This is a genomic window from Mangrovimonas spongiae (genome assembly GCF_003944795.1).
GTDB lineage: Bacteria > Bacteroidota > Bacteroidia > Flavobacteriales > Flavobacteriaceae > Mangrovimonas > Mangrovimonas spongiae.
This window is the reverse complement of sequence record NZ_RWBG01000001.1, coordinates 281594-302644: the sequence shown is the minus strand read 5'-3', so window position 1 is coordinate 302644 and position 21051 is coordinate 281594. Positions and strand designations below refer to the sequence as shown.

19 protein-coding genes and 1 tRNA gene are annotated in these 21051 nt (G+C 31.9%); 12 read left to right on the top strand and 8 right to left on the bottom strand.

From position 1 onward, the window contains the following. Nucleotides 1-16: 16 nt before the first annotated feature. Together EJA19_RS01430 and EJA19_RS01425 are read right to left on the bottom strand one after the other, a co-directional pair. Nucleotides 17-1792, bottom strand: coding sequence for an SLC13 family permease (locus EJA19_RS01430; RefSeq protein WP_125466559.1), 1776 nt, complete (start codon nt 1790-1792; stop codon nt 17-19). Nucleotides 1793-1809: 17 nt separating this feature from the next. Continuing rightward, on the bottom strand, nt 1810-2166 hold the full coding sequence (locus EJA19_RS01425; protein ID WP_125466558.1) for a DUF202 domain-containing protein: 357 nt from the start codon (nt 2164-2166) through the stop codon (nt 1810-1812). A gap of 167 nt (nt 2167-2333) precedes the next feature. Here EJA19_RS01425 and EJA19_RS01420 point away from each other — a divergent pair, with 167 nt between their 5' ends. The 6 genes from EJA19_RS01420 to EJA19_RS01395 all read left to right on the top strand — a co-directional run bounded on the left by EJA19_RS01420 (nt 2334) and on the right by EJA19_RS01395 (nt 9689). Continuing rightward, complete coding sequence (locus EJA19_RS01420) at nt 2334-3194, top strand: MBL fold metallo-hydrolase (protein ID WP_125466557.1); 861 nt, start codon at nt 2334-2336, stop codon at nt 3192-3194. A gap of 15 nt (nt 3195-3209) precedes the next feature. After that, complete coding sequence (locus EJA19_RS01415) at nt 3210-4817, top strand: S8 family peptidase (protein ID WP_125466556.1); 1608 nt, start codon at nt 3210-3212, stop codon at nt 4815-4817. 64 nt (nt 4818-4881) lie between these two features. Further along, nucleotides 4882-6678: a M1 family metallopeptidase gene (locus EJA19_RS01410; RefSeq protein WP_125466555.1), complete on the top strand. Its 1797-nt coding sequence runs from the start codon at nt 4882-4884 to the stop codon at nt 6676-6678. An 82-nt stretch (nt 6679-6760) separates the two neighbouring features. Beyond that, complete coding sequence (rnpA, locus tag EJA19_RS01405; RefSeq protein WP_125466554.1) at nt 6761-7135, top strand: ribonuclease P protein component; 375 nt, start codon at nt 6761-6763, stop codon at nt 7133-7135. Between the two features lie 11 nt (nt 7136-7146). Beyond that, a complete protein-coding gene (locus tag EJA19_RS01400; protein WP_125466553.1) occupies nt 7147-8781 on the top strand; it encodes a S41 family peptidase in 1635 nt (544 codons plus the stop codon). Between the two features lie 53 nt (nt 8782-8834). Further along, nucleotides 8835-9689, top strand: coding sequence for an OmpA family protein (locus EJA19_RS01395; RefSeq protein WP_125466552.1), 855 nt, complete (start codon nt 8835-8837; stop codon nt 9687-9689). A gap of 36 nt (nt 9690-9725) precedes the next feature. On the opposite strand, the gene EJA19_RS01390 is transcribed toward EJA19_RS01395, so the two are convergent. From EJA19_RS01390 to rpiB, 4 genes are read right to left on the bottom strand one after another with little or no spacing between them, the layout of a single operon-like run. After that, the gene (locus EJA19_RS01390) at nt 9726-10496 is read right to left on the bottom strand and encodes an NAD(P)-binding domain-containing protein (protein WP_206075151.1); all 771 of its coding nucleotides are present in this window, start codon (nt 10494-10496) and stop codon (nt 9726-9728) included. A 6-nt stretch (nt 10497-10502) separates the two neighbouring features. Beyond that, on the bottom strand, nt 10503-10955 hold the full coding sequence (locus tag EJA19_RS01385) for a GNAT family N-acetyltransferase (RefSeq protein WP_125466551.1): 453 nt from the start codon (nt 10953-10955) through the stop codon (nt 10503-10505). Nucleotides 10956-11010: 55 nt separating this feature from the next. Further along, nucleotides 11011-11928 (bottom strand): cation diffusion facilitator family transporter, encoded by a 918-nt coding sequence (locus EJA19_RS01380; protein ID WP_125466550.1) that lies wholly within the window; start codon nt 11926-11928, stop codon nt 11011-11013. Next, nucleotides 11929-12363, bottom strand: a complete 435-nt coding sequence (rpiB, locus tag EJA19_RS01375) for a ribose 5-phosphate isomerase B (RefSeq protein WP_125466549.1) — start codon at nt 12361-12363, stop codon at nt 11929-11931. Between the two features lie 584 nt (nt 12364-12947). On the opposite strand from rpiB, the gene rnr reads away from it, so the two are divergent. From rnr to EJA19_RS01360, 3 genes are read left to right on the top strand one after another with little or no spacing between them, the layout of a single operon-like run. Beyond that, nucleotides 12948-15140, top strand: coding sequence for a ribonuclease R (rnr, locus tag EJA19_RS01370; RefSeq protein WP_125466548.1), 2193 nt, complete (start codon nt 12948-12950; stop codon nt 15138-15140). A gap of 31 nt (nt 15141-15171) precedes the next feature. Then, entirely contained in the window at nt 15172-15846 is a 675-nt protein-coding gene (locus EJA19_RS01365) for a head GIN domain-containing protein (protein ID WP_125466547.1), read from the top strand. Nucleotides 15847-15890: 44 nt separating this feature from the next. After that, a complete protein-coding gene (locus EJA19_RS01360; RefSeq protein ID WP_125466546.1) occupies nt 15891-16586 on the top strand; it encodes a LysE family translocator in 696 nt (231 codons plus the stop codon). A gap of 17 nt (nt 16587-16603) precedes the next feature. Here EJA19_RS01360 and EJA19_RS01355 read toward each other — a convergent pair. Further along, a tRNA-Cys gene (locus EJA19_RS01355) sits at nt 16604-16674 on the bottom strand. Nucleotides 16675-16724: 50 nt separating this feature from the next. Continuing rightward, the gene (gene folB / locus EJA19_RS01350) at nt 16725-17087 is read right to left on the bottom strand and encodes a dihydroneopterin aldolase (protein WP_125466545.1); all 363 of its coding nucleotides are present in this window, start codon (nt 17085-17087) and stop codon (nt 16725-16727) included. Nucleotides 17088-17173: 86 nt separating this feature from the next. On the opposite strand from folB, the gene EJA19_RS01345 reads away from it, so the two are divergent. The 3 genes from EJA19_RS01345 (at nt 17174) to EJA19_RS01335 (ending at nt 20990) form a co-directional block, all read left to right on the top strand. Next, a complete protein-coding gene (locus EJA19_RS01345) occupies nt 17174-19165 on the top strand; it encodes a glutamine--tRNA ligase/YqeY domain fusion protein (RefSeq protein ID WP_125466544.1) in 1992 nt (663 codons plus the stop codon). A 124-nt stretch (nt 19166-19289) separates the two neighbouring features. After that, entirely contained in the window at nt 19290-19772 is a 483-nt protein-coding gene (locus EJA19_RS01340) for a DUF1761 domain-containing protein (protein ID WP_125466543.1), read from the top strand. 60 nt (nt 19773-19832) lie between these two features. Then, a complete protein-coding gene (locus EJA19_RS01335) occupies nt 19833-20990 on the top strand; it encodes a GNAT family N-acetyltransferase (RefSeq protein WP_125466542.1) in 1158 nt (385 codons plus the stop codon). Nucleotides 20991-21051 lie beyond the last annotated feature (61 nt).

Genomic DNA, 21051 nt, shown 5'->3' with positions numbered 1-21051 from the left:
ATTTTTTTAAAACCTTTTAAAAAGGAAAAAAATACGGAATAACAAAAGATGCCGCTAACCATATAATAATATTTAATGGTGTACCTACTTTTAAAAAGTCGCTAAACTTATAATTTCCTGGCGCATAAACCATTGTGTTTGTAGGGTAGCTCATAGGGGTCATAAAAGTTAACGAACAGGCAAACATAACAGCCACAAGAAAGGGTCTAGAGCTAATTTCCATTGCAGCAGCAAGACTAATAACAATAGGTGTCATAAGAGCTGCTGTGGCTTTGCTAGAAATTAAATTTGTTGATAGTACGGTTACTAAAAATAAGGCGCTTAACGTAATGTGCGCATCGTACTGACCTAAATTATCTTGTATAAAATAAGCAATTTGTTTGGCGCCTCCTGTTTTTTCTAAAGCTGTTCCCATTGATAGTACACCTGCCATCATAAAAATAACTTTCCATTCTACAGCTTTATAAGCTTCAACAGGTTTTAAAGTTCCTGTAACTATCATTAATAAAGCGCCTATCATAGCACTTATTAAAATAGTCGTAAGATGAAATGTTGCCGCTAGAATAACCCCAATTCCTATTAAAACAGCTGGTATAGCTTTACGATAATTTGTTCTTTTCTTTTCGTACTCAGATAGTTTTACAATAAGATTATCGTTTTCTAAAGTATTAACCTCTTTTGCATGCCCAATAAGTAATAACATATCGCCTTCGGTTAGTTTTGTTGTAGAGAGTTTATCGTACATAATCTCGCCTCGCTGTCTTATTGCAATTACAGAGCATTTATATTGCTGTCTAAAATTTAATTCTTTTAAAGATTTTCCCGAAAGACTAGACCCAAAAGGAATAACAACTTCATGCAGATTATAGCTTTCGGTTTCTTCTTCGGCTTCTTTCATGCGTCTTGTCCCACTTACTTTATAGCCTTTTATATCTAAAAGTCGATTAAGCGTTTCGGGCATTACCATAATCTTTAAAATATCTCCTGACTCTATTTTTGTGTCTGCAGAAAATTGATGTTTAAGTTCGCCAGCTCTTAAAATGGAGAGTACGTTAACTTTAAAGTTTTTAACTAACCGTGTGTGATGTAACAGCATGTCGATTTCTTGACAATTGGGCTCTACCTCTATTTCGGTTATATATTTTTCGGCTTTTTTGGTTAAACCCTCACTTGTGTTTTTAGTTTTAGGTAATAACAAGGGCGCTATAAAAAGCATATACAAAAACCCTATTATAAGTAAACACAACGCCGCAACACTAAACTCAAACATTCCAAATTCTGGAACATTATATTTGGTTGCGTAACTACTTATTAAAATGTTGGTTGAGGTTCCTATAAGTGTACATGTGCCACCAAATAATGCCGCAAACGAAATAGGCATAAGTAACATACTTGGTTTTATACCTGTTTCTCGACAAACAGTTAATGCAATAGGCAACAGTAAAGCTACAACCGCAGTATCGTTAATAAAGGCCGAGAATAAACTAGAAATACCACAAAATACCACCAAGGCAACTACGTAACTCGTCTTGGCTAACTTAATTATTTTATAGCTTAAACCGTCTAAAATTCCCGAATTAAAAATGCCTCCGCTAATAACAAAAATACAGCCTAAAGTTATAGTTGCTGGATGATTAAAGCCCGAAAAACCTTCCTCTGGAGATAAAATACCCGTAACTATAAACAACGCCATAATAATAATTGACGTTGTGTCTATTGTAAAATAATCTCTAACAAATAGAATAACTCCAAAAATTATGATAGATAACGTTATGATAAGTTCTGTACTCATAACCTAAGCGTAATAAATTATTTTGTATCGTCTTCCTTTTCTTCAGACATATAGTAAAGTCGCTTTAAACTTTTCTTTAAAAGCATAAACCTGTATATACCTATAACAAAAAATATCGCACTAAAAACTAACGAGAGAATGGCTAAATATTTAAAATCTGGAAATTTTTTTAATTGAAAAAAAGCAATCCCTCCTAAAAGCAAATAAAGAGACGATCTTATGTAAGATAATAAGGTGCGCTCGTTAGCCAATCGCGTTCTTTCAATAGCTAAATAATCTCTTAAAATAACTTCTTCATCTGGTTTAAAATCGCGACCAAATCTTAAAAGTTTTAGTTTTTTAATCTTCAACGGCGAATTCACGATTTTTTTCATAAGAATAGCTTTTTATAAAAATAAATTAAATTTTTATGGTTTCATAACCTTTAAGCGATTCAAATATATCGCAATAAATTGTTAAATAATTCTCAATAATCCCTGCTAAAAGGTAATTTTTGATGAGTATTTTTTAATTTGCGACATCTTAAAAAGAAATCATTTTTATGAAACTATATCCCATTCAAGCTGGAAATTTCAAATTAGACGGTGGCGCTATGTTTGGCGTAGTTCCTAAATCGCTTTGGAACCGTACAAACCCAGCCGATTCTAATAACATGATCGATATTGCAGCGCGTTGTTTATTAATAGAAGATGGCAACCGCTTAACTTTAATCGATACCGGTATGGGAGATAAGCAAAACGATAAATTTTTTGGGTACTACTATCTTTGGGGAGACGACTCTATCGATAAATCTTTAAAACAATATGGTTTTCATAGAGACGATATTACTGATGTGTTTATGACACATCTTCATTTCGACCATTGTGGCGGAAGCATACAATGGAACAAAGATAGAACAGGCTACGAACCTGCTTTTAAAAATGCCCATTTTTGGAGTAATAAAGACCATTGGGACTGGGCAACACACCCAAATAATCGTGAAAAAGCCTCTTTTTTAAAAGAAAACATCTTACCCATGGAAGAGTCTGGGCAACTTAAATTTACAAACCTTCCAAAACAAGATTTACTAAAAAATTCTACACTAGGATTCGATATTTTTTTCGCTAACGGACATACAGATAAACAAATGATTCCAATGATACATTACAACGGAAAAACCATTTGCTTTATGGCCGATTTATTACCTACTGTTGGTCACTTACCGCTACCCTTTGTTATGGGTTACGATACCAGACCATTGCTTACTTTAGATGAAAAAGAAAAATTTCTAAACCTAGCGGCAGATAATAATTATTACTTATTTTTGGAGCACGACGCACATAATGAAATCATTACAGTAAAACACACAGAAAAAGGCGTGCGATTAAACGAAACTTTTACCTGTAATGATATTTTTAACTAAACATAAATTAATAACATGAAATTACTAAAACCTGTTTTATTTTCGGCAGTTGCAGCAACCATACTTTCTAGCTGTGGCGGTTCGTCAGAAATTTTATCTACTCCTGTAGAAAATGTAGATACTGTACCTTTAAAAGTTTCGGAGTTAACACAAGCCGAAAAAGAAAATTGGGGACACCTAGACCTTATTAAAGATACCATTCCTGGAATGAGTGTTGATAAGGCTTACAGCGAAATCATAAAAGATAAAAAAGGTAAAAAAGTTATTGTTGCTGTTATAGATAGCGGAATAGATATAGAACACGAAGATTTAGATGGTGTTGTTTGGACTAACGAAGATGAAATTCCAGGTAATGGAAAAGACGATGATAATAATGGGTACATCGATGATATTCATGGATGGAACTTCTTAGGCGATGCTTACGACGAACAATTAGAATATGTAAGAATTTTAGCCTCTGGAGATACAAGTAATCCAGAATACGATCGTGCTAAAGCAGAATACGATGAAGAATATCAAAAAACACTTGGGCAAAAAACACAGTACGAGCAAATTTACCAACAAATAAAAAATGCCGATGAAGCTGTAGCAAAACATTTAAATAAAGAAGACTACACACCAGAAGATGTAAATGGTATTAATGCCGAAGGTAACGAAACCCTAACCCAAGCCGTAGGTATGTTAAAATACATGTACGGAAATGGTTTCGACTCTACAGATAAAGCATTATCTGCTGTTAAAGAAGGTGTTGAGTATTTTTCAGATAAATTAAATTACAACATTAACAAAGAATTTAACGGTAGAAAAACTGGCGATAATCCTAACGATTTAAACGATGTAGGTTATGGTAACGGTAACGTTATGCCAAGCGAAAAAGGCGAAAGTCACGGAACTCATGTAGCAGGAATTATTGCTGCAGAACGCAACAATGGTTTAGGTGCAAATGGTGTAGCTAACAACGTTGAAATTATGAGTTTAAGAGCTGTACCAAATGGCGATGAATATGATAAAGATATTGCTCTTGCTATTCGTTATGCAGTAGATAATGGTGCAAAAGTAATTAATGGTAGCTTCGGTAAATACTACTCACCACATAGTGATTGGGTAAGAGATGCTATTGCTTATGCGTCTAAAAACGATGTGGTTTTTGTAAATGCTGCTGGTAACGAAGGTATTGATTTAGATGTTAAAGCTGTTTACCCTAACGATCAAGTAGATAATGGTCCAGAAGTTGGCGATACTTTTATTACCGTTGGTGCCTTAGCGCCAAAATATGGGGCTAATATGGTTGCTGGATTTTCTAACTATGGGAAAATAAATGTCGATATTTTTGCACCTGGAGCCAAAGTTTACTCAACAACACCAGAAAACGAATACGATACAAAAGGGGGAACTTCTATGGCTGCTCCAGCTGTTGCAGGTGTTGCTGCTTTAATTCGTTCTTACTTTCCTAAATTAACTGCTGCTCAAGTAAAACAAGTTATTTTAGATTCTGGTTTAGCGTTAAAAACTCAAGTAGTAGTTGGTGGCGATGCTAGTAATGTAAAACCTATTGCAGATTTAAGTAAATCTACTAAAATAGCCAATGCTTATAATGCACTTATTTTAGCAAGTCAATTATAAATCATTGCAAAAACATAATAAGGCTACATCTTATGGTGTAGCCTTTTTTATTAAAAATAACATCATGAAAAGAGTTTCTTTAATATTATCAACCCTTGTTTTGTTTGCTTGTGGTAATACAAAAACTGTTACTAATCAAAAAACAACAACCCAACAAAACACAACTACATATTGGCAACAACATGTGGATTACACTATGGATATTGATATGAATGTAAACAACTATCAATACCAAGGAAAACAAACATTAGTGTACACTAATAATTCTCCCGATGTGTTAAATAAAGTGTTTTATCACTTATACTTTAATGCCTTTCAACCAGGTAGCGAAATGGATGTGCGTTCAAGAACTATTGCCGATCCAGATTCGCGAGTAGGAGATAGAATAAGTAAATTACAACCCGATGAAATAGGCTACATTAATGTAACCTCATTAAAACAAAATGGTACTGTTTTAAAACATGAAACCGTTGGTACTGTCTTAGAGGTAAACTTAGCACAACCTATTCAACCAGGCGAATCAGTAACTTTTACTATGGATTTTGATGCCCAAGTTCCTGTTCAAATTCGTCGTTCTGGTAGAAATAATGAAGAAGGCGTTGCTTTATCCATGACGCAATGGTATCCTAAAATGGCCGAATACGATTTTGAAGGCTGGCATGCCGATCCTTACATAGGAAGAGAATTTCATGGTGTTTGGGGAGATTTTAAAGTCAATTTAACCATAGATAAAAATTACGTTGTTGGTGCAACAGGTTATCTTCAAGGAGAACCAAAAGTAACAGGTAACAAAAAAACACTAACCTACAAAGCGCCAAAAGTACACGATTTTACTTGGGCTGCAGATCCCGATTATATTCACGATACCATGCAAGTACCAAATGGCCCTATACTTCATTTTTACTATAAAAAGAATTTAGACCAGCAATATCTTGATAACTGGAAAAAACTACAACCAAAAACGGTTGAGTTAATGCAATATTTTAGCGAGCATATTGGTAAATATCCTTATAAACAATACTCCGTTATGCAAGGTGGCGATGGTGGTATGGAATATGCCATGAGTACCTTAATTACAGGACAACGTAAATTTGGAAGCTTAGTTGGTGTAACAGCTCACGAATTAGCACATAGTTGGTTTCAGTTTTTATTAGCTACAAACGAAGCTAAACACGAATGGATGGATGAAGGCTTTACAAGCTATATTTCTAATTTAGCTATGAATGAGATTATGAATGAAAATGCCGAAAACCCACATAGTGGTTCTTACAGAGGATATATTTATTTAGCAAAATCTGGTAAAGAACAACCTTTAACTACACATGCCGATAGATATGAATACAACCAAGCTTATAGTATTTCAGCTTACAGTAAAGGTGCTGTTTTTATGGCGCAATTAGGGTATATTATTGGAGAAGACAATCTAAATAAAACCATTAAAAAGTATTTTAATGACTTTGCCTTTAAACATCCAAGACCTATAGATGTTATTCGTTCTGCCGAAAAAGTTTCTGGCCTAGAATTAGATTGGTATTTAATGGATTTTGCACAAACAACAAATACCATAGATTATAGTGTAAAAAACATTAGTGATAATACCATTACGTTAGAACGTGTTGGATTAATGCCAATGCCTATCGATCTTACCGTAACCTATACTGATGGATCTACCGAAGATTTTTATATTCCATTACAAATGATGCGTGGCGAAAAACCAACAACAGCTACAGTAATTAAAGACTGGGCTTGGGCGTATCCAACCTATACGTTTAATACATCTAAAGCTATTAAATCTGTTGAAATTGATCCAAATCATGTAATGGCTGATATTAATCCTGAAAACAATAAAGAAGTACAGTAAATTATTAAACAAAAACAATATTAAAACCATTCAATACATTTATTGAGTGGTTTTTTTATTTCTGATTATTACCTTTGACTAAATGGATAGAACCTTTAATAAAACCGAAAAACTTAAAAGTAAAATACTTATTTCTAAACTGTTTACAGAAGGAGAAAGTGTTTCTGCCTATCCATTACGACTAGTATATTTAGAAACGTCTTTTAATTCTTCGCATAAATTAAAAGTTGGCGTATCGGTATCTAAAAGACATTTTAAAAAAGCTGTTGATAGAAATCATATAAAACGATTGTTACGAGAAGCGTATCGCTTAAATAAAGCCACGTATTTTAACAACATAGAAACACAATATGCGTTTATGATTTTGTACATTGGTAAACAAGGCACAACATTTGATGAAGTAAACCTTAAAACACAACACTTGTTTAAAAAGTTTCTAACTAAAGTAACGTCTTAATTTATGTCCTTATGAAAACATTTTTAAAGAAAAAAATACTTATCCCAATACTAGCAATAACTGTATTTTTTGCTGGAAGCGCCTTTCAAAACGACTTTTTTGAAATTGCTAAACAAATCGAAATTTTTACAACGCTTTTTAAAGAACTCAACATGAACTATGTTGATGAAACCAATCCAGCAGATTTAATGGATACAGCCATTAAAAGTATGTTAAACGATTTAGATCCGTATACAAGATTTTATAACGAACAAGATGTAGAAGCCGAACGCATAAGGCAAACTGGAGATTATACAGGAATTGGTGCTAAAGTAAGAACACTTAAAGATAAACTTATTATCATAGAACCTTACAAAAATTATCCAGCCGATAAAGCCGGTTTAAAAGCTGGAGACGAAATTATAAAAGTAAATAATATAACTGTAGCAAATTATAAAGATGATGCTGGAGAGCTCTTAAAAGGCGCTTCTAATTCTACTGTAAATGTTACTTATGTAAGACAAGGAAAACAACACCAAGCTTCCATTAAACACTCCGAAATAGAAATTGATGCCGTACCGTATTTTTCAATGATAAATGATAACATAGGTTATATTGTTTTAAGTAAATTTAATAGTAAAATATCCGCGCAAACAGCCTATGCTGTTAAAGATTTAAAAGCACAAGGTGCTAAACGTATTATCTTAGATTTACGTAACAATCCAGGAGGTTTATTACACGAAGCCGTTAATGTGGTTAATCTTTTTGTACCAAAAGGACAACTAGTAGTTACAACTAAATCTAAAGTAAAAAAGTTTAACAGAACGTACTACACCCAAAAAGAACCTCTAGATACCGAAATTCCTCTAGTAGTATTAATTAATGGAAAAAGTGCTTCGGCAAGCGAAATTGTTTCAGGATCCTTACAAGATTTAGATCGTGCCGTTATTGTAGGGTCTAGAAGTTTTGGTAAAGGTTTAGTACAACGCCCAAAAAAGCTAACCTATGGTACCCAACTTAAAGTCACTATTTCACGCTATTACACACCATCTGGAAGATGTATTCAAGCCTTAGATTATTGGAATAGAGATGAAGAAGGAAATGCTGTTAAAATAGATAAAACCAAATACAACGAATTTAAAACCAAAAACGGCCGCCCCGTTTTTGATGGTGGCGGAATTTTACCAGACGAGCAAATGCCTATTACTAAAAACTCGCCTATTACTCAAGAAATCCTAAACGACTTTTTAATTTTCGATTACGCTACTAACTATTACTACAAAAATACAGTAAACAATATTGATAACTTTAAACTTACCGATTCCGATTTTAAAGCCTTTAAAAGCTATTTAAAAACTAACAATTTTACATTTGTTACCGAAACCGAAAAAGCTTTAAACAAAGTTCATGAAAAAGCTATAAAAGAAGCATTAGATGATAATATTAAATCCGATTATAATCGATTATTAAACAATTTAAAATCATCTAAAGATGTTGCAATAGACGAAAATAAAGACCAAATTTTATCATTACTAACCGACGAAATTGTTAAACGCTACGTGTATCGCGAAGGATTGTACGATTACTACAAAACACATAATCCAGAAATAAAAAAAGCCACTCAAATTCTTTCAAATATTACAACATATCATGATTATTTAAGATAAAATTTCATTTTTAATAAAAAAATTAACTTACTTTTTATATTTTTCTATTCTAAATGATTAAAAAAATATACATATTATTTTGTTTAAGTCTATGTTTAAATAGCTATTCTCAAAACAAAAAATTCACTCACGACGTATTTTTTGAAACCGATAAATACGAGGTAAACGAAACAGAATACAGTAGATTACTTGGTTTTTTGTTTGATATTGAAGGTTTAGATATAGAAAAAGTATCTATTTATGGTTTTACAGACGATCGTGGTAGCGACGACTATAATTTAGTGCTTTCGCAACAACGTGCCGATGCCATAAAAACCATTTTCTCCAACAACGAATTCGATGAAAATGTGATTACCAATGTTGATGGTAAGGGTAAAATACTCCTTAAAGTTGTTAAAGAAGAAGATATTCATAAAATAAGAGGATTAAACCGTAAAGTAGAAATCATTGTTCAACCATACAATCCACCAAGAAAACTAGAAGCTCCTAAAGAAAAACTTACCACAGAAGAAAAATTAAAAGGCGACCTTAAAGCGGGCGATAAAATAAAACTAGAAAATATTTTATTTAAAACAGGTTACAGTATTTTACTCCCAGAATCTGAAAAAACTCTTGAAGAAATTGCCAAAATTCTTATAGAGAGAGAAAGCGTTTATTTTACTATCCAAGGCCATGTTTGTTGTACAAAATATAGCCGAGATGCTATTGATAGAAAAACACGAAAACGTAATTTATCTGTTGCTAGAGCCAAATATATTTACGATTATTTAGCTAAAAGAGGGGTTGATAAACGCCGAATGAAATATGTAGGTATGCGAAGAAAATTTCCATTAGGTGGCGAACCAAAATTTGATCGTCGGGTGGAGATTTTGGTTACATATGCTGGCGATGAGGAAACTAAAAATTAACCTTTTAACGTAACTAAAGTTATATTTTTACCAGTTTTATTTATAATTCTCAAAATCTGCATATTTAAAATTATAATTAAGTAAAGTTTTCATTTTGTTACTACTTACAATTTTAAAATCATTCTTTGAGTTTTCATCGAAAATAACAGTCGATTTTCCAACTTTTTTAATTTCTTTAAGGTAAAAATGCCGTCGTTTTGGATGACTATCTGAACAGGCATTTAAAACTTCATTCCAAACATTTTTTATAATAATTTGCTCAATTATTCCAATACAATCATCTCTATGTATAAAGTTTATATACCCTTCTGGATTTTTAACAGGTCTATTAGATTTAATAAAATTTCCAGGCTTTCTATCATAACCAAATAATCCTCCAAATCTTATTATTGTAGCTTTAAAAGAAGTGTTGGTTACAAATAAGTTTTCTATTTTAGAAAGTGGTGTAATAGCTGTATTAGTTTCTTCAGTAACAATTCCATTTGTTAATGGATAAACAGAAGTAGAACTAATAAATAGTATTTTTTTTATTCCAGATTTTTCAATACTTCTAATTAAATTATTGATATCCTCAAGGCTTTTAGATGTAATCGCAATAATTAATACATCGGAAGATAAAAAATCCATCATATCAACATTACGCTTACTAATGTCTATAAGAAATGGTTTTATTCTTTTCTCTTCAAGGATTTTTATTTTAGAAACAGAAGTTGTTGAACCATATACTTTATATCCTTTGTTAATTAAACTAACTGCTAAGGCTAATCCAAGCCAACCACATCCTAATATACTTATTCTTTCATTCAATAAATCTTAATTTTTATTTATGTACAACATAGCAATATGCGGAATGCCATCTTCTAAATATTCCTCACCTATTTCTTTAAATCCTAGATTGTTATAAAAGCGTTTTAAATAGCATTGTGCAGAAATTTTTATATTGGTTTCATTATAAAACGTTTTTATGGCATTAATAGAGGCTTCCATAATTTTATAACCATATTTATGAGCCCTTTCAGATTGCTTAACTACTACACGACCAATACTAGCTTCTTTAAAATAATCGCCAGGTTTAAATAAGCGTGTATAAGCTACCAAAACATTGTTTTTATACCCTAAAACATGTAACGCTTTTTGGTCTTTTCCGTCTATATCTTGGTATACACAATCTTGCTCAACAACAAATACTTCGCTACGTAATTGTAAAATGTCGTACAATTCGGTTTTAGATAATTCGTCGTAATTTTTTATAGTTATTTTAAGCATAGTATTTTAAATACGTATAAGGCACTTAATAGCATTTTAAATATCGATTATCGAGTTAATCTTGAACAATAACATCTTTAGAATCGTCCTTTTTATATTCTGGTTGAATAGTAATGTGATTGATATTAAATTTATCATGAAGCAAGGCTTCAATAGTTATTAACAAGGTATTAAATTCTGAAGTAGAAATGTCTTCTTGTAAATCTAAATGAGCTTCTAAATGCAATTCATCATCACTTAAATTCCAAATATGAACATGATGGAGTTTTTTTACTTTTTCAAGTTTATTAACAGTTCTAACAACCGCTTTTAAATCGATATGATCTGGTGTAAACAACATCAACATTTTAGTAGATGTTTTTAATAAATCGTACCCTACATAAATTAAGTATAAAGCTATAAGAAAGGTTAATAAACTATCTACCCAATATAGCTGATAATACTTCATTAACAATCCACCAACCAATACGGCAACACTTGCTAACATATCGGTTAACATATGTAAATACGCCGACTTAATATTTATGTTATTTTCAGAACTTTTTTTAAGTAATAAAACACTAAATCCATTACCTATAATAGCAATAAGCGATAACCATATTACTAAATTAGATTCAATTTCTTGTGGTTCTTGAAAACGCTCATAAGCTTCTTTTATAAGAATTATAGCAACTATTATTAAGGTAGAAGCATTAACAAATGCGGCTAAAATTTCAGCACGTTTATACCCAAAGGTACGGTTTAAAGAGGCTTTTTGCTTTGATAGTTTAGAAGCTATATAACTTACTATTAAAGATAGAACATCGCTAAAATTATGCAAGGCATCACTTAATAACGATAAACTACCAGAAACCAATCCACCAACTACTTGAGCTGCTGTGATAACAATATTTAATAAGATAGAAATCATTAAATTTCTACCTTTCATATCGTGATGATGTTGTGAATGGTTATGTGAATGAGAATGCGCCATTTAGCACGATACTGGAATTTTGTTTACACGATTTTCATGTCGGCCGCCTTCAAAAGCAGTTTCTAAAAATGTATCAACCATATCTAAAACTTGGGGTAAAGCAGTAAATCTGGCTGGAATACTTAAAATATTAGCATTATTGTGCTGTCTTGCTAAGGCTACAATTTCCTTGTTCCAACAAAGAGCAGATCGTACACCTTGATGTTTATTAGCTGTCATATTAGCGCCATTACCGCTTCCGCAAATAATAATACCAAAATCAACAACTTTGTTTTCTACATCTCTAGCAACAGGATGTACAAAGTCTGGATAATCTACACTATCATTAGTGTCTGTACCATAATTATTTACGGTAAATCCTTTGTTTTTTAAATGTTCTACTACAGCAAATTTGTAGTCGGTTCCTGCGTGGTCGTTTCCAATTGAAATAGTCATGTTTTTAGTATGTGTTGTTTTGTGGTGTAAAGGTACAAAACCAAGTACATTACCTAAGATTAATTTAGTATACTTTTTTACAATGTTAATTACTTTAACAACTGTTTTTTATAAGTTGTTAATAACTGTTTATTTCTTTCTAATAGAAAAATTTTTAAAAGTCATAAAAAATTACAAAGCAGAATAGGAATGAATAAAGCAAATTATAACTCTAGTTTTTTTAGACGACTTTTCAGCATCAAAATTGTGGATTACTAACACCAGTTTTTAAAAAACATGTCAAAAAATAATTGTGAAATCACATTGTAAACAACTGTTAATAACATTTTAAATTCCCTTAAAAATGAAACAGTTAAAATTAAAACCTATGTTAATTAAATATTAACAGAACGTAAACTATGTATTTTCAAAATAAAACTTAAAAAAGTTATACTAGCTATTAACACCCCATAATAATCATTAATATTTTTTTAAAATTTTAAAAGAAGAATAATTAATATAGTATTAAATGTGAATAAACTTTTTATCAAGCTAATGTTCTTACTATATTAAAGCTTAGATTTGTTATAATTAGAAATAAGTAGATGGGAAGAAAGAAACGAAGAAGACGATCAAACAATAAAATTTCAAACCTTACAAATACTATTCTTAGTATTTTAAAAAAGGATAGAAATAAAAGCTTTAATTACAAGCAAATAGCTGCAAAACTTGGTGTAAACGATGCTAGTAGCAGAAACCAAATTATAAAAAAACTTCAACAGCTTAAAGCTAAAAAAGAAATAGAAGAAGTAGAACGTGGTAAATTTAAAGCCGTTGTAACAACGCAATATCACAAAGGTGTTTTAGATGCCACTTCAAAAGGATCTGGTTATATTATCTCTGAAGATTTTGAAGATGATGTATTTATAGCCTCAAATAATATTAATCGCGCTTTAGATGGCGACGAAGTTGAATTTTACCTCTTTAAACGTAGAAAACGTGGTAAATTAGAAGGGGAAATTACACAAGTACTAAAACGCGCTAAAACCGATTATGTTGGCGTTGTACAATTACATAGTAATTATGCTTTTGTTATTCCAGATAGCCCAAAAATGTATAAAGATATTTTTGTACCTATTAACAAAACAAACAATGCAGAAGATGGCGATAAAGTTTTAGTATCGTTAGAAGATTGGCCAGAAAAAGCCGATTCACCTTACGGAAAAATACGCGAAGTTTTAGGAAAACCAGGAGAACACAGTACCGAAATTCATTCTATTTTAGCCGAATACGGTTTACCTCACGATTTTCCTCATGAAGTAGAAGCTTATGCTAATAAAATAGACACGTCTATTACTAAAGATGAAATTGCGAAACGTCGTGATATGCGTCAAGATTTAACCTTTACCATCGATCCAAAAGATGCCAAGGATTTTGACGATGCTTTATCATTTACAGTCTTAGAAAATGGATTGTACGAAGTAGGTATTCATATTGCTGATGTATCACATTATGTACAACCAAATACCATTTTAGATGACGAAGCTTACGAACGCGCCACGTCTGTTTATCTTGTAGATCGTGTGGTACCTATGTTACCAGAAATTTTATCAAACAAAGCCTGTTCATTACGTCCAAACGAAGAAAAATATACGTTTTCAGCTGTTTTTAAAATCAATGATAAAGCCGAAGTAAAAGACCAATGGTTTGGTAGAACGGTAACCTATAGCGATGCCAGATTTGCTTACGAAGAAGCTCAAGCAGTTATCGAGTCTAAAACCAATACCATTCCAAAAGAAGTGTCTTTAACAGGAGACACTTATCAAACCAAACAAGATATAGCCGATGCTATTTTAAAACTAGACGAATTAGCAAAAAAAATGCGTAGTAAACGCATGCGATCTGGCGCTATTTCTTTTGATAAAGTTGAAGTAAAATTCAATTTAGATGAAGACAACAATCCAATAGGTGTATTCTTTAAAACAAGTAAAGATGCCAATAAATTAATTGAAGAATTTATGCTTTTGGCTAATAAAAAAGTAGCCGAATTTGTTGGGAAACAAAAACCTGAAAAAACCTTTATATATCGCGTTCATGACGAACCAGACGACAGTAAATTAGCCGCCTTACAAAATGTGGTTGGTCGTTTTGGGTATAAACTTAATTTTAAAGATAGAAAAAGTGTCACCTCATCGTTAAACAATTTATTAAAAGATGTCGTGGGAAAAAAGGAGCAAAACCTTGTCGATACGCTAACTATACGTAGTATGAGTAAAGCCGAATACACTACACATAATATTGGTCATTACGGTTTAGCATTTGGTTATTATAGTCATTTTACATCGCCTATCCGTCGTTATCCAGACGTTATGGCACATCGCTTATTACAACATTACTTAGATGGTGGAAAATCTGCCAACGAAGCCATTTACGAAGAAAAATGTCAACATTCTAGTAATATGGAATATTTAGCTACAAAAGCCGAGAGAGATTCCATTAAGTACATGCAAATTAGGTTTATGCAAGATCATGAAAATGAAGAATTTGTAGGCGTAATTTCTGGTGTAACCGATTGGGGGATTTACGTAGAAATTATCGATAATAAATGTGAAGGTATGGTACGAATACGTGACATAAAAGATGATTATTACGAGTTCGACGAGTCACAATTTGCTATCATTGGTCGCGAAACAAAACATATGTATCAATTAGGAGATGAGGTTGTTGTAAAGGTAAAAGATACCGATTTGGTTAAAAAACATTTAGATTTTTATCTTTTAGGAAAGCATAAGGAATAGTTTTTGTTAAGAAAGAAGGAAAAGAAAAACAATGAAAAAATTACTATTTATTTTAGCTGTAACCGTATCGTTAGTTGCAAATTCTCAAAATACCATAACCAAATCAGTAGGCGAATTTACTAAGCTAAAAGCTTTCGATTTAATAGATGTAGAACTTATTAAAAGCGATGTAAATAAAGTTGAAATCTCTGGTAAAAATAAAGAAGATGTTACTATTATTAATAAAAATGATGTTTTAAAAATCCGTATGGATTTAAGCGAAACCTTTAATGGGCATAATACTTATGTAAAAGTGTATTTTACCAATTTAGAAATTATCGATGCTAACGAAGGTGCTTTTATAAGTTCAGAAGATGTGTTTAAACAAATAGACCTTACACTAAAAACTCAAGAAGGTGCACAAATTAAATTACAAACAAACGTTACCATTTTAGATATTAAAGCCATTACTGGTGGCGAAATAAAAACTTTTGGTACAGCTAAAAAACAACTTATAGACTTAAGTACAGGTGGTATTTATAATGGAAAAGAATTAGAGTCTCAAGATACCGAAGTAACCATAAAAGCTGGAGGTGAAGCTAGGGTTAAAGCTCAAGAAAACCTCGATATTAAAATACGAGCTGGTGGCGAAGTTATTGTTTACGGAAAGCCAAAAAATGTAAATGAAAGCAAAGCTTTAGGTGGAAGTATAGAATACCGAAATTAAACCCACTATTTTTTCTACCTTTGTAAGACAATTACTAAGGTTTTATGATAAATGATATTTTAGCGGCCATTCCATTTGGTATTATATTAGCTTTTACCATAGGACCTGTATTTTTTGTACTTCTAGAAACTAGTGCAACCAAAGGATTTAAAAGTGCTTTAATTTTCGATTTAGGTGTTATTTTTGCCGATATTTTATTCATTTTAGTCGCTTTTTACAGTGCTAACAGTTTACTTCAAAAAATAAAAGACGATCCTAATTTTCTCATATTTGGTGGGGTGTTACTTGTAGCCTATGGCATTATTTCTTTTACCAAAACATCAAAATCTTTTCGTTCTATTGTAAAAGAATATCACCGTGTTCAAATCAAGAAAAACTACGGTATGTTGTTTGTAAAAGGTTTTCTTTTAAACTTTATAAACATTGGTGTTTTAGCAGGATGGCTTGGGTTTATAGTTATTGCTAATTCTATAACAACAAGTAAAAATGGTGTTGAAGTTTTTATAGTTACCATGCTAGTAACCTACCTTTTAGTAGATTTATTTAAAATAGCAGTAGCAAAACGTATTAGGCGAAAATTAACACCGCGACGCATTTTTAAAACCAAGAAAATTATAGCTTTAGTTATTTTAGGATTTGGCGTATTACTTCTAGTTCAAGGATTTTTTCCAAACGAAAAAAAGCTACTAAAAGAAAAAATAGAACAAATAAATCCTATAAAAGAAAAGCTTCCAGAATAAACCAGAAGCTTTTGTTGAGGCGTCGAGCGGATTCGAACCGCTGTACAAGGTTTTGCAGACCTCTGCCTAGCCACTCGGCCACGACGCCATTATTAGACCGCAAATGTAACAAAAAATCCCTTGTTATACCACCAAGTCTTAGTTTTTTCGCTTTTTTGTCATTTTTATAGTGACCATTTCAACATCACCACCAATAGGAGGGTTTAATTTACTAACAGCAATACTTACTTTTTTTATCTTTTTATCTTCTTTTAAAATTCTAGTAATAATACGTTTAGCAACCGTTTCTAATAAATGCGATGGTTGTTGCATTTCTTCACGTACAATACGATTTAAAAATACATAATCTACCGTATCATGTAAAAGATCTGTTTTAGCCGATTTTTGTAAATCGGCTTTAATTTTTAAATCTACACGGTAATCACTTCCTATTTTAGTTTCTTCTTTAAGACAACCATGATGGGCAAAAACCCTAATATTTTCAACTTTTATAATTCCCAAAATACTATTTTTTTACAAAGATATATTATTCACTTATTTTAGAGTTATTTCCTTTAAATTTGTAGCCTATTTTTTAGATAAGAATTATGAGTGAAAAGTCACTAAATTTTATAGAACATATTATTGAAGAGGATTTAGCCAATGGCTTAGAAAAAGATAAACTCCGTTTTCGTTTTCCGCCAGAACCTAACGGTTATCTTCATATTGGGCATACTAAAGCTATAGGAATTAGTTTTGGACTAGGATTAAAATATAACGCGCCTGTTAATTTAAGGTTCGATGATACAAACCCTGCAAAAGAAGAACAAGAATATGTCGATGCTATTAAGCGCGATATAGCATGGTTAGGTTATACATGGGCAGATGAATTGTATTCGTCCGATTATTTTCAGCAATTATACGATTGGGCAGTGTTATTAATAAAAGAAGATAAAGCTTATGTCGATTCGCAATCTAGCGAAGCCATGGCCGAACAAAAAGGCACACCAACGCAACCAGGTATTGATGGTCCTTACAGAAATCGTTCAGTTGAAGAAAATTTGGATTTATTCAACAGAATGAAAAACGGAGAGTTTGAGGAAGGCGAACACGTTTTACGAGCTAAAATAGACATGAAGCATACCAATATGTTGATGCGCGATCCTATTATGTATCGTATTCTTAAAAAAGCACATCATAGAACCGGAAACGATTGGTGTATTTATCCTATGTACGATTGGACACATGGTGAAAGCGATTATATCGAGCAAATTTCACATTCCTTATGCTCTTTGGAATTTAAGCCGCATAGAGAACTTTATAACTGGTTTAAGGAGCAAGTATACGATTATTCTAAAAACACGTATCCTATGCTACCTAAACAGCGTGAGTTTGCACGTTTGAATCTTAGTTATACCATTATGAGTAAGCGTAAACTACTTAAATTAGTAGAAGATGGTATTGTAAATGGTTGGGACGATCCTAGAATGCCTACTATTTCAGGATTGAGACGTCGTGGTTACACACCAGAATCTATAAGAACATTTATTGACAAAGTAGGCGTTGCCAAACGTGAAAATGTGATTGATGTGTCATTGTTGGAATTTTGTGTTCGTGATCACCTTAATAAAACAGCACCTCGTGTGATGGCAGTTTTAGATCCAATTAAGGTGGTTATTACCAATTATCCAGAAGACAAAGAAGAATGGTTGGAAGCAGAAAACAATCCAGAAGATGCTAGTGCTGGTTCTAGAGAAGTACCATTTTCCAGAGAAATTTATATTGAAAAAGCCGATTTTAAAGAAGAAGCGAGTAATAAGTTTTTCAGATTAAAACTTGGTGGAGAAGTACGCCTTAAAAATGCATATATAATTAAGGCAGAAAGTGTTGTAAAAAATGATACAGGCGAGATAAAAGAAATTCATTGTACGTATTCTGAAGATACCTCTAAAAAAGTAAAAGGAACATTGCATTGGGTGTCTATAAAACATGCGGTAAAAGCCGAAGTTAGAGAATACGATAGGTTGTTTATGGATGAAGCTCCAGACAGTCATCAAGACAAGGACTTTATGGATTTTTTAAACCCAAATTCTTTAAATATTGTTGAAGCTTTTGTTGAACCAAGTTTACAAGAGGCTAAAATAGGAGAACGATTTCAATTTCAGCGTTTAGGGTATTTTAATGTTGATAATGATTCTACTTCAGAAAAATTAGTATTTAATAAAACAGTTGGTTTACGTGATACTTGGGCAAAACAAAAACCACAATCTAAACAACAAAATCAATCTAAACCACAACAGCAACGTCCTGCTATTGAAGATATCAAGAAAATAGGGAAGAAGCTAGACCGTTTACCAGACGATAAATTTGCTGCAGCCAAAGAAAACATTAAACAATTAGCAAATAAGGTGTCTTACAACGATTTACAACCCTTGTTTAACACATCGGTAAAAAAGGCTGGAACACGTATTGCAACTGCTATTGCATTAGGTATTTTATTAGAAAAAGGCTTGGAAAAAAATGAGGAGATTATAGAATTTATTACAAAAGCCAAAGCCGATAAAAACCAAAAGTTAGTTGACGAGGTTTCTAATTTGTAAAAGCATATTTTAAAAGATATAAATCCCAAGTTTTATGCTTGGGATTTTTTATTTCATTTACTTTAAAAAGCTTTTGTATTCCAATAATCATTATATTTAGTTTACTAACTAATTATATCATATTATGGAAATTAACTTTTTAGCACTTTTAGCAGCAGCGGCTTCGGCACTTATTGTTGGGGCCATTTGGTACAACCCAAAAGTTTTTGGCAACGCTTGGGCTCGAGCAGCAGAAATGACCGAGGACAAAATGAAAGGAGGCAATATGGCTAAGATTTTTATCCTAGCATTTATTTTTGCTTTTTTGTTGGCTTTTGCTTTACAATTTATAACCATTCATCAAACAGGAGCTTTGGGTATGGTTGGTGGCGATCCTAGTATGGCAGAACCCTCTTTTCAAGCCTTTATGGACGATTATGGAAATGCTTTTAGAACCTTTAAACACGGTGCTTTACACGGTACAATAGCTGGTATTTTTATTGCGTTACCAATTTTAGGAACTAATGCCTTATTTGAAAGAAAAGGCGCTAAATACATTTTAATAAATGCTGGATATTGGATTGTAACCTTAGCTATTATGGGTGGCATTGTTTGTGGATGGCAATAATTTTGTAATGAATAACTAAAATAAAAGACTGATTAAACTTAATCAGTCTTTTTTTGTGATTTGATACACTATAAGATTTACACAACATATCAACAATTACCAAATTCGTGGGATACTTTGGTGTCGCACGATATCTTTTTGCATTCCCAATATTTAAAAGCTATTGAAAGTGTTTCACCTAGTAATATTTCAATGTATTATGTAGGGATTTTTAAAGATGATGGTTTGGTGGCGGTTGCCGTTTTACAACGCGTGCAGTTGTATGTAAAAGATATGTTTAGAAACAATAACGACTCTTGTTTTAGAGAACGTTTTAAAAGCTTGGTATCACTTATTTTAAAAGGAAATATTCTTGTTTTAGGTAATTTAACACATACTGGACAACATGGTTATTTTATATCTAATGCCATTTCTATTTCTGCGTTTTCAGAAACACTTTTTAAAGTGTTCGATGATCTTAAGCAACATATTAAAACACACGATAAAAAACGTATAAGATTATTTCTACTAAAAGATTTCTTTAATACCGATGTTCTTCATCAAGAACGGGATAACTTCTCTAAAAAAGGCTTTTATAACGTAAAAGTACAACCCAATATGTTGTTTCAAGTTCCAGAATCTTGGCGTAGCTTTGATGATTATTTAAAAGCGTTAAACAAAAAATACCGTCGTCGTTATAAACGTGCCAGAAAAAAGTACAATGGCATTGTTTGTAAAGAATTGGATTTACAAACCATAAAAAAGGATTCTAAAAGACTTTATCAGCTTTATAAAACGGTATCGGATAATGCCAAATTCAACACCTTTGTCTTACCAGAAAACCATTTTTTTATATATAAACAAGAACTTCACAATAACTTTAAGGTTTTTGGCTACTATTTAAATGAGGAGTTAGTTGGGTTTTATACGCTTATTTTGAATAATAATAACGATTTAGAAACCTATTTTTTAGGTTATGATGAACGCTACCAATACAACATGCAACTGTATTTAAACATGTTGTACGATATGATTGCTTTTGGAGTAAATAACGGTTTTAAAACCATTGTATATGCTAGAACAGCAATGGCAATAAAAAGTTCGGTAGGAGCAAAAGATTATCCTATGACGATGTATATGAAACATACCAATGGTATTATAAATGCCTTGTTCAAACAAATTTTTAAATTAATGAACCCTAAAAAGGATTGGGAGGAACGTCATCCGTTTTCTAAATAAAAGTTTAACAGCCTTTTAAGCTTTAATAATTTAAATACTCTGGTGTTTTTTGTATTTTATG

Excerpts from the sequence above, each read along its gene's own strand:
- EJA19_RS01340 (WP_125466543.1), top strand. The coding sequence starts at position 19,290 with ATGGAAATTAACTTTTTAGCACTTTTAGCAGCAGCGGCTTCGGCACTT.
- rpiB (WP_125466549.1), bottom strand. The coding sequence starts at position 12,363 with ATGACTATTTCAATTGGAAACGACCACGCAGGAACCGACTACAAATTT.
- rnr (WP_125466548.1), top strand. The coding sequence starts at position 12,948 with ATGGGAAGAAAGAAACGAAGAAGACGATCAAACAATAAAATTTCAAAC.
- EJA19_RS01430 (WP_125466559.1), bottom strand. The coding sequence starts at position 1,792 with ATGAGTACAGAACTTATCATAACGTTATCTATCATAATTTTTGGAGTT.
- rnpA (WP_125466554.1), top strand. The coding sequence starts at position 6,761 with ATGGATAGAACCTTTAATAAAACCGAAAAACTTAAAAGTAAAATACTT.
- EJA19_RS01345 (WP_125466544.1), top strand. The coding sequence starts at position 17,174 with ATGAGTGAAAAGTCACTAAATTTTATAGAACATATTATTGAAGAGGAT.
- EJA19_RS01360 (WP_125466546.1), top strand. The coding sequence starts at position 15,891 with ATGATAAATGATATTTTAGCGGCCATTCCATTTGGTATTATATTAGCT.
- EJA19_RS01385 (WP_125466551.1), bottom strand. The coding sequence starts at position 10,955 with ATGCTTAAAATAACTATAAAAAATTACGACGAATTATCTAAAACCGAA.
- EJA19_RS01420 (WP_125466557.1), top strand. The coding sequence starts at position 2,334 with ATGAAACTATATCCCATTCAAGCTGGAAATTTCAAATTAGACGGTGGC.
- EJA19_RS01380 (WP_125466550.1), bottom strand. The coding sequence starts at position 11,928 with ATGGCGCATTCTCATTCACATAACCATTCACAACATCATCACGATATG.
- EJA19_RS01395 (WP_125466552.1), top strand. The coding sequence starts at position 8,835 with ATGATTAAAAAAATATACATATTATTTTGTTTAAGTCTATGTTTAAAT.
- EJA19_RS01365 (WP_125466547.1), top strand. The coding sequence starts at position 15,172 with ATGAAAAAATTACTATTTATTTTAGCTGTAACCGTATCGTTAGTTGCA.
- EJA19_RS01425 (WP_125466558.1), bottom strand. The coding sequence starts at position 2,166 with ATGAAAAAAATCGTGAATTCGCCGTTGAAGATTAAAAAACTAAAACTT.
- EJA19_RS01400 (WP_125466553.1), top strand. The coding sequence starts at position 7,147 with ATGAAAACATTTTTAAAGAAAAAAATACTTATCCCAATACTAGCAATA.
- EJA19_RS01410 (WP_125466555.1), top strand. The coding sequence starts at position 4,882 with ATGAAAAGAGTTTCTTTAATATTATCAACCCTTGTTTTGTTTGCTTGT.
- EJA19_RS01415 (WP_125466556.1), top strand. The coding sequence starts at position 3,210 with ATGAAATTACTAAAACCTGTTTTATTTTCGGCAGTTGCAGCAACCATA.